Below are 8,528 nucleotides of genomic sequence, written 5' to 3'. Positions count from 1 at the left end.
CGCCCTCCAAGAGATCGCCGATAACCACCTAGTACGGTGGCACCAACGCCCCTACCGCCGCGGCGAGGTGGCCTCGTACCGGTTGGCAGTCACGGCCACCGGGGACCCGGCGGTCGATGGCCAGGTCTTCTGGGACGCTGAGGCTGCCGACGTGTGGCTTAATAGCGCGGACGATCCTGAGCACTGCTCGTTCACCCTCCCCGCGGTGACCACTCTGGACGACCTCCAGGTGACGGTGTCTACCAACGGCCGCAGCCCAGCCGTAGCCGCATGGCTGCGCCGCGCCATCGACGAGACCGTCGGTCCCGAACACGCCACTGTCGTATCCCTGGCTGCCGAGGTCCGGTCCGAGTTGCGGTCAGTTACCGGTACCTCGGAGTCCCCCGACTGGGCCAACGCCCTGGACGACGCCCTGGTGGACCTCGTCCGGTCCGGAGACCTCGAAGGCGCCCGCCAATACCTCCGGTCGGCCCTCGGCCTAACGGGGTCCACCGCATGACCGTCCATCTGGTGGGCGCCGGCCCTGGCGACCCCGAACTCCTAACCGTGCGGGCCCGCCGCCTTCTCGACATCGCAGACGTGGTCGTCCATGATCGCCTCGTCGACCCCCGCATCATGGGCCTCATCGCCCCCTGGGCCGAGCGGATCGACGTCGGCAAGCGGCCTGGTGGACCACCCAACGCCCAGGTGGACATCCATCGCGTTCTCATGCGCGTGTCCGCGCGGGCTGACACCGTCGTTCGACTCAAGGGCGGCGACCCGTTTCTGTTCGGACGGGGCGGAGAGGAGGCCGAAGCCCTGCGTGCCGCTGGCGTCGACGTCGAGATCGTGCCCGGCATCACCTCGGCTATCGCCGGACCAGCCGCTGCTGGCATCCCGGTCACCATGCGAGGCCACGCCAGTGGCTTTACTGTGGTCACCGGCCACGAGGACCCGACCGCCGACCACCACCTCGACTGGGCAGCTCTGGCTCGCCTGGGCACCACGTTGGTCGTCCTCATGGGAGCGTCGCGGGCCGCGGCCATCGCCAAACGCCTGCTGGATGCCGGCATGGATCCCGCCACCCCGGTGGCTGCCATCCAGTCGGCAACCACAGCGGCCCAACGCACCCTGCGGGCCCGCCTTGCCGACTTCACCGATCCCGACCTGCACTTGTCAGTGGCCGCCCCCGCCGTCCTGGTCATCGGCACGGTGGCTGACCTCGATCTCACCCGTGGCTCGACCCGTGACACGACCCATGTATCAACGAGTCCCGACATCTCTATCGACGCCGAACTCCAGTACCTCGTCGACGATCTGACCCGCTGAACCGGCTGCTCCCCAGATCCACCGTCCGACCGCCCATAAGAGGAATCCCCGATGAACCTCATCGAAAAAACCCGTGCCCTCAAGACTGTCCCCGGCGTCAATCCCGACATGGCTATCGACCTGTTTGCCGACATCGCCAAGTTTGAGGAGATGCTGGCCGGCTACCAGGCCGGGCGCATCGAGGAGGATGTCTTCCGTGTCTTCCGCCTCAACAACGGCATATACGGCCAGCGTCAGGGCGGCACCAATCAGATGGTCCGGGTGAAGGTCCCCTACGGCGCCATCACCGCTGACCAGTTGGACCTGCTGGCCGACGTCATCGACGACCACAGCCGGGGCTGGGGTCACATCACCACCCGACAGAACATCCAGTTCCACTTCGTGGAGCTTGCCGAGATCCCGGAAGTCATGCGCCGCATGGCCGAGGTCGGTTTAACAACCCGCGAAGCGTGCGGTGACACCGTCCGCAACGTCCAGGGCTGCCACCTGGCCGGCGCCTGCCCCATGGAGGTCCTCGACGTGACCCCATGGTCCGAGGCCGTGTACCGCCACTTCGTCCGTAACCCACTGAGCCAGCGCCTGCCCCGAAAATTCAAGATCAACTTCTCTGGCTGCGACACCGACTGCGGTCAGGCCATGTTCAACGACGTGGGAGTAGTGGCCGCCACCCGGACGTTCTCCGACGGCAGCGTGGAGAGGGGCTTCCGGGTCTACATCGCCGGTGGCCTCGGCACGACGCCGTTCCCCGCCCTGGCGCTGGAAGAATTCACGCCACGCGAGGACCTTTTAGCCACCATCGAGGCGGTCCTCCGGGTCTTCGAACAGACCGGGAACCGGGATAACAAGCTTCGGGCTCGACTCAAGTGGGTCGTCGACCAGTTGGGCATCGACGAGGTGCGTCGTCGCGTGGTGGCCATCCGCAAGCTCCTCCCCGCTTCGGCCACCTGGCCCGGCGGGGTACCCGAACTGGTAGCCGACTGGGGTGACGAGCCAGCCGGCCTGGCCGACGGCGTCACCCCGACGGCTATGGGTCAGGGCACCCCGGTGACCCTTGGCGCTAAGAGTGACTACGACCGCTGGGTGGAGGCCAACGTGGTACGGGGTGCTGCCAACGGCACCGTCTCGGCCTACGCCTGGTGCGAATTGGGTGACGTCACCTCAGCTCAGTTCCGCGCCGTGGCCGCCATGGTCCGGGAGTTCGACACCGACGTCCGGGTCACCAACCGCCAGAACCTGGTGATGCGAGACCTGACCGAAGACCAACTCCCCGCCCTGCACGAACGGTTGGTAGCCGCCAACATGGCCATGGCGGGCGCCGAGTTGTCCCGCGATGTTGTGGCCTGCCCCGGCGCCGATACCTGCAACCTGGCCGTAACCCAGAGCCGTGGGCTGGCCAATGCCATCGGCACCGCTCTGGAAGAGGCCGGCTTGGCTGAGGTAGGCGGCGTACGTATGAATATTTCCGGCTGCACGAACAGTTGCGGTCAGCACCACACGGCCGACATCGGATTCTTTGGCGCCGAGCGTCGGGCTCACGGGCAGCCCGCACCGGGCTATCAAATGCTGCTCGGCGGTTACGTCGGCCAGACACAGGTCCACTTCGGCCAGAAGGCCCTGCGCCTACCGGCCAAGAACGCCGCTGAGGCCACAGTGCGGGTGGTCCGACGGTTCGCCGACGAGCGGCAAGCCGGCGAGCGGTTCATCGACTGGATGAACCGCTCGGGTGGCGTGAATGAGGTTGCATCCGGGCTCAAGGACCTCGACCAGTTTCCCACCCCGGACGAGAATCCGGAGTTCTACGTGGACTACGACGAGACTGGCCCCTACGCGGCCGAGATCGGCGAGTCCGAGTGCGCCACCTAACCCAACGCTGACCCAAGGGTCTTCCGGGGTTCCCCCCAGTGGGGCTCGTCGGGCAGGATGCGGCCATGCCACCCCAGTTCCAGTTCGAGGATCCGCCCCCCTACGGGAATGTTGAGCAACTCTCGCCACTCGTCCGACGCGTGGTAGCCAACAACCCGTCGATGTTTACCTACCACGGGTCGGGCACCTTCATCATCGGACCGTCCGGGAACTCGGATCAAGTGGCCATTATCGATGCCGGACCGGCCGACGACGACCACGTAGAGGCCGTTCTCAGGGCCGTGGAGGGACAACGAGTCACCCACCTACTGGTCACCCACACCCATCCCGACCACTCTCCGGCTACCGCAGCCATCCAGGCGGTAACCGGTGCTCCAACCTTTGGTTTCGGCCCCCACCCGCCGGAGGCCATCCGGGCCCACGACGAACGAGTGCGAAAGGCCATTGAGGCCGGCGAGGAGCCTGAGTCCGAAGACGGCGAGGGAGCCGGCGACCGCGACTTCGTCCCCGACGTGGTCACCGGCGACGGCGACGTGGTGGCCGGCCAGGGCTTCACTTTTGAGGCCCTTCACACGCCGGGCCACATCTCCAACCACCTGTGCTTCGCCCTGCAGGAGGAGGACACACTGTTCACCGGGGACCACGTCATGGGATGGTCGACCACTGTGGTGCCGGCACCCGACGGCGACCTGAACCACTATCTGGCCAACCTGCGTCGTCTTCTCGAACGCCCGGAGGCCATCTATCGGCCCACCCACGGCCCGGCAATCACCAACCCTGTCGGTTACGTGTCCTCCCTAATCGAGCACAGGGAGCATCGGGAGCATCAGATAATCGACGCTCTGGCCAACGGACCCCGCAACATTGAGTCCATCGTGGCCGACCTGTACGCCGACGTTGACAAGAAACTCCACAAGGCGGCGGCGGCCGTGGTGTACGCCCACCTGTTGGCCCTGTCCCGATCTGGACGAGCCATCACCGACGGAACGACAGGTGACTCGGCTGATGATTCAGCATGGAAGGCGGACTGGAGCCTGGTCTGAGTCAGGCCCGCTGGCTGGAGACCGATACGACCTCACCGGTCATGTACGACGAGTAGTCGCTGGCCAGGAATACGACCACGTTGGCCACCTCCCACGGCTCGGCCCCACGGCCATAAGCCTCACCATCAGCCAACTCGGCCAAGAGTTCCTCGCTGGTCGTCCGGGCCAGGAACGGGTGGGTGGCAAAACTGGGGGCCACGCAGTTGACCCGAACACCGGACTCCACGCCCTCGATCGCCGCACACCGTGTCAGCGCCATGACTCCAGCCTTGGCAGCTGCGTAGTGGCTCTGACCGGCCTGGGCACGCCAGCCGAGCACCGAGGCGTTGTTCACGATCACCCCGTGGCCCTGGACGCCCATGATCCGCATGGATGCCCGGGTACAACGCATCGACCCTGTGAGGGTGACGTCCAGCACCCGGTCCCACTCCTCATCGGTCATCTCGATCAGAGGGGTGTCACCTCCCAAGCCGGCGTTGTTGACCATCACGTCGATACGACCATGCTCAGCCAGTGCTGCGTCCAATAGGGCCTGCACCTGGGCCTCGTCACGGACGTCGCATACCATGGTCAGCGGGCGAATCCCGACCATCTCGGCCAGCAAATCGGCCGCCTCGCCGAGTCGGCGCTCGTGAACGTCGGAGATGACGACGGTCGCCCCCTCCTCGACGGCCTTCTTCGCTACCGCGTAGCCGATGCCGGCTCCGGCCGCCGCCGTGACCACGACGATCCGATCGACCAATAGGCCGTGTCCGGGCACGTATTCGGGAATGTCCACGTTCTGCAGGCTATGCCGAGAGGTTGGTTACAGGTTCGGCGGCGCGTACGGGACTTAGGCCCCGCTATTCACCCCAGCAGATGACTGGGCCTCGGCCATCTCCTTCATGCGCCGATCCAGGTCGGCAAACATCGGCATCTCCTCGTCGCCGATGGTGGCCGGGAGCTTGTTGGCGATCTCGTCGACAGTGAAGGCCTCGCCGTCATCGGCCCACATGTGGCGGATTTCGAGGGGTTGGTTCCAGACAGCGATGCGCTTGCCAGTACAGGTGTAGATCTGGGCCGTCACGTCGCGGGCCATGTCCGACATCAGCCAGACGGCCAGAGGAGCGATGGCCTCAGGGCTGCCGGCCTCGATTTCGAACGGCACGTTCTCCGACATGCGTGTCATGGCAGCCGGGGCGATGCAGTTGGCATTGATGCCGTACTTCTTCAGGGCAAAGGCTGCGCTCCGAGTCAGCGAAACGATGCCGCCTTTGGCAGCCGAGTAGTTGGCTTGGGCAGTCGACGCCACGAACGCCCCGGAGGTGAATCCGATCAGGCTGCCCCCGGTCTCCTGCTTGCGCATCACCGCCGAGGCAGCCTTGTAGAGCGTGAAGTGGCCCTTGAGGTGGACACCGACCACCTGGTCAAACTCCTCTTCGCTCATGTTGAACAACATCCGCTCGCGCACGATTCCGGCCACGCAGACCACGCCATCGACGGTCCCCCAGTTGTCGACGGCAGCGTCCACGATGCGCTGACCAACCGCCATCTCTGACACGTCGCCAGCGACTGCGATGGCCGTTCCACCCGTGGCAGCGATTTCAGCCACCACGGCGTCGGGGACATCGCTGGACGGGTTGCTCCCATCTATCGAAACGCCGTAATCGGCCACCACCACGTTGGCGCCTTCGGCGGCACAGGCCAGGGCGATAGCCCGACCGATCCCGTTGCCGGCACCGGTGACGACGATGTTCTTTCCTTCGAGGTGGGCGGCATCTCCCAATGACATGTGGTTCTCCGGAGGCTCGTGGCCGTCTGAATTCCTGACGGTCCGTCAGATTCGGTAGCCACCCTACCGACGGTCGGTCGTCGTGGGCTCAACGGTCCATGTATTCAGCGAGCTGGTACGAGCCCCCCATCGACGGTGATGCACTGACCGGTCATGAAGCTTGAAGCCTCAGATGCCATGTAGAGCACAGCACCCACCATCTCGTCAGCATCGGCCAGGCGCCCCAGACGGGTGGAGCGGGCCATGGACGCCGCCTCCTCGGGTCCGGTGTTGCGAACCATCGTGGTGTCGGTCGGACCGGGCGCCAGAGCGTTGACCCGTATGCCGGCGGTGGCGTATTCGGCGGCCATCGACCGGGTGAAGTGAAGCAGCGCTGCCTTGGCCGCACCGTAGAGGGCGCCACCCGGCGTGTGGAGAAAAGCGCCTGCCGAGATCACGTTAACGACCGCGGCGTGTTCCGACTCCAGTAGGTACGGAAGACAGGACTGGAACAGAAAGAGCGGCCCGCGAACGTTGACGTCGAACGACTTGGCATACGCGTCGAGGGTGATCGACCCTATGGGCAGGGCCAACGGATTGGCCGCGTTGTTGACCAGGACATCGATCCCACCGAAGGCGTCCACCGTTGCTGCGACCAGCGCCTCCAGATCGTCGAGGTTCCCAGCATGGGCCGGCACGGCGATGGCTTCCCCGCCAGCCGACCGAATCGACGCCACGGCCTCGTCGCATGCCTCAGCCTTGCGACTTGACACCACCACCCGGGCCCCCTGGGCGGCGAAGGCATGGGCTACGGCCAAGCCAATGCCCCGACTGCCGCCGGTGACGACGGCCACCCTCCCCGTCAGATCGTGTAACGCTGCGACCCCGTTTCGATCCAACATGGCAGCGACCCCTCTCCTACAGTGACGTGCCCTCTCCGGACACGCTGACAGCCTGCACCATCGACGCCCTTTGAAACCCACCCAATGGCCGACCGACACCTGATAATCCCCCGGAACCACCCGGAACTGCCTACCGAACACGGGGACTTCAACGTCCAGGGCCCGTCGGTGATCCCCACGCCAGACTGGCTGCCCGTACCGACTGCTGGGCCACTCGACCGGTATCTGCTGTACTTCGCCCATCACCGGGGTGCGTCCATCCGCTTGGCCACGTCGGATCACCCCACCGGGCCGTGGCGGATCGTGTCGACTGATGTCCTTCACGTCGACGACGTCGCGACGGCTATCGATCCAACCGACGCCAGACGGCACGTGGCCTCCCCCGACGTTCATGTGGACCATGAAGCCCGAACGATCCGCATGTACTTCCACGGTCACGTCACCGAAGCAATGGCCGGCCACCTTCCGTCGTGGAACCGCTACCCGACCATGGACCAGCACACCCTGGCTGCGACCTCCGACGACGGACTCCGGTTCCGGCCCATCAAACTGCTGGCCGCAATCTCACCGTCGTACCCCCGGGGATTTCGGTGGGACGGACACTGGTACGGGCTATCCATGCCGTCGGGGCTCTGCCGGTCAGTGGACGGCCTGTCTGGGTTCGAGGCGGGGCCCTCACTGTTTCAAGACGATGAGATCCGACACGCCGGCGTGGTCGTCGTCGACCACGAACTCCTCGTCTGGTTCACCCGGGCGGGGGACGCCCCGGAGCGGATCCTGCGGACCACTGTGGATCTCCGTGGCGACTGGTCTACCTGGTCGGCTGGACCGGTCGAGGAGATCCTGCGCCCCGTCGAGTCGTGGGAGGGAGCCGCCCTCCCCGTCGAACCCACCCCGAGGGGCCCATCGTTCCAACCTCAGCACGGCCTCCGCGACCCGTTCGTGATCGACTTATCGACTGACGACCACCCTGAAGCCGAGGGCCGCTGGCTTTTCTATGCGGCGGCCGGGGAATTCTCTCTCGGGGTGACCCGACTACCCGCTGCGTCGTAGCGTCGACGGCGTGCTCCGCGACCACAAGATTCTCGTTACCGGCCTCACCGGCCAGATCGGTCATCCGATCGCCCGGTTCCTGGCCCGCGACAACGAGGTTGGTGGCGGGGCGAGCTTCTGTGCCGAGGGCAGCCGCGAGCGGGCCGAAGCCATCGGCGTGACTACACACGTGGCCGATCTGGCGTCCGGAGACCTGAACGGCCTGCCCGATGACTTCACCCACCTAGTGCACTTTGCCGCGTGGCAGGGGAAGACACTTGACCACGACCGGGCCATCCGGGCCAACGCTGAGGCGACCGGCCTAGTCATGAACCACTGCCGACGGGCTGCTGGCGCCCTGATCGCTTCGACCAATTCGGTGTACAGACCCCACCAGGACCCAATGCACCGCTACGTCGAGACCGACCCACTAGGCGACGCCACCGCACCCCATAGCCCTACTTACGGCGTGTCGAAGGTGTCGCAGGAGGCGGTGGCCCGCACGATGGCCCGGGTGCTGGACCTCCCCACCACCATTACCCGTATCAACGCCAGTTACGGACCCAACGGTGGCCTGCCCGCCTATCACGGGGACTGGGTGGCGGCCGGCGAGTCGGTGTGGTTGCGTGA

9 protein-coding genes are annotated in these 8,528 nt (G+C 65.8%); 6 read left to right on the top strand and 3 right to left on the bottom strand.

The window, feature by feature from the left end:
• From MK181_10515 to MK181_10500, 4 genes are all read left to right on the top strand, one after another.
• Positions 1-499 (top strand): hypothetical protein (locus MK181_10515; GenBank protein ID MCH2420231.1); only part of this gene is annotated, 499 nt, incomplete at its 5' end.
• On the top strand, positions 496-1,308 hold the full coding sequence (gene cobA, locus MK181_10510) for a uroporphyrinogen-III C-methyltransferase (protein ID MCH2420230.1): 813 nt from the start codon (positions 496-498) through the stop codon (positions 1,306-1,308). The genes MK181_10515 and cobA, both read left to right, overlap by 4 nt.
• 51 nt (positions 1,309-1,359) lie before the next feature.
• The gene (locus tag MK181_10505; GenBank protein MCH2420229.1) at positions 1,360-3,171 is read left to right on the top strand and encodes a nitrite/sulfite reductase; all 1,812 of its coding nucleotides are present in this window, start codon (positions 1,360-1,362) and stop codon (positions 3,169-3,171) included.
• Positions 3,172-3,236: 65 nt separating this feature from the next.
• Complete coding sequence (locus MK181_10500) at positions 3,237-4,214, top strand: MBL fold metallo-hydrolase (protein MCH2420228.1); 978 nt, start codon at positions 3,237-3,239, stop codon at positions 4,212-4,214.
• A 1-nt stretch (position 4,215) separates the two neighbouring features.
• Here MK181_10500 and MK181_10495 read toward each other — a convergent pair whose 3' ends face one another.
• The 3 genes from MK181_10495 to MK181_10485 form a co-directional block, all read right to left on the bottom strand.
• Positions 4,216-4,992, bottom strand: coding sequence for an SDR family oxidoreductase (locus tag MK181_10495; GenBank protein ID MCH2420227.1), 777 nt, complete (start codon positions 4,990-4,992; stop codon positions 4,216-4,218).
• 54 nt (positions 4,993-5,046) lie between these two features.
• Entirely contained in the window at positions 5,047-5,985 is a 939-nt protein-coding gene (locus MK181_10490) for an SDR family oxidoreductase (GenBank protein ID MCH2420226.1), read from the bottom strand.
• A 104-nt stretch (positions 5,986-6,089) separates the two neighbouring features.
• A complete protein-coding gene (locus tag MK181_10485) occupies positions 6,090-6,866 on the bottom strand; it encodes an SDR family oxidoreductase (protein ID MCH2420225.1) in 777 nt (258 codons plus the stop codon).
• Between the two features lie 84 nt (positions 6,867-6,950).
• On the opposite strand from MK181_10485, the gene MK181_10480 reads away from it, so the two are divergent.
• Both MK181_10480 and MK181_10475 read left to right on the top strand, forming a co-directional pair.
• Positions 6,951-7,919 (top strand): hypothetical protein, encoded by a 969-nt coding sequence (locus tag MK181_10480; GenBank protein MCH2420224.1) that lies wholly within the window; start codon positions 6,951-6,953, stop codon positions 7,917-7,919.
• Between the two features lie 10 nt (positions 7,920-7,929).
• Positions 7,930-8,528: NAD(P)-dependent oxidoreductase (locus tag MK181_10475; protein MCH2420223.1), on the top strand; the 599-nt coding region annotated here is incomplete at its 3' end.

This window comes from Acidimicrobiales bacterium (genome assembly GCA_022452035.1).
Classification (GTDB): domain Bacteria; phylum Actinomycetota; class Acidimicrobiia; order Acidimicrobiales; family MedAcidi-G1; genus UBA9410.
Note: the sequence above shows the minus strand (reverse complement) of the source record. Positions and strands in the feature narration are given on the sequence as shown.

Bases quoted from the DNA above. Each gene is read 5' to 3' on its own strand.
- cobA (MCH2420230.1), top strand. From the start codon at position 496: ATGACCGTCCATCTGGTGGGCGCCGGCCCTGGCGACCCCGAACTCCTA.
- MK181_10505 (MCH2420229.1), top strand. From the start codon at position 1,360: ATGAACCTCATCGAAAAAACCCGTGCCCTCAAGACTGTCCCCGGCGTC.
- MK181_10500 (MCH2420228.1), top strand. From the start codon at position 3,237: ATGCCACCCCAGTTCCAGTTCGAGGATCCGCCCCCCTACGGGAATGTT.
- MK181_10490 (MCH2420226.1), bottom strand. From the start codon at position 5,985: ATGTCATTGGGAGATGCCGCCCACCTCGAAGGAAAGAACATCGTCGTC.
- MK181_10485 (MCH2420225.1), bottom strand. From the start codon at position 6,866: ATGTTGGATCGAAACGGGGTCGCAGCGTTACACGATCTGACGGGGAGG.
- MK181_10480 (MCH2420224.1), top strand. From the start codon at position 6,951: ATGGCCGACCGACACCTGATAATCCCCCGGAACCACCCGGAACTGCCT.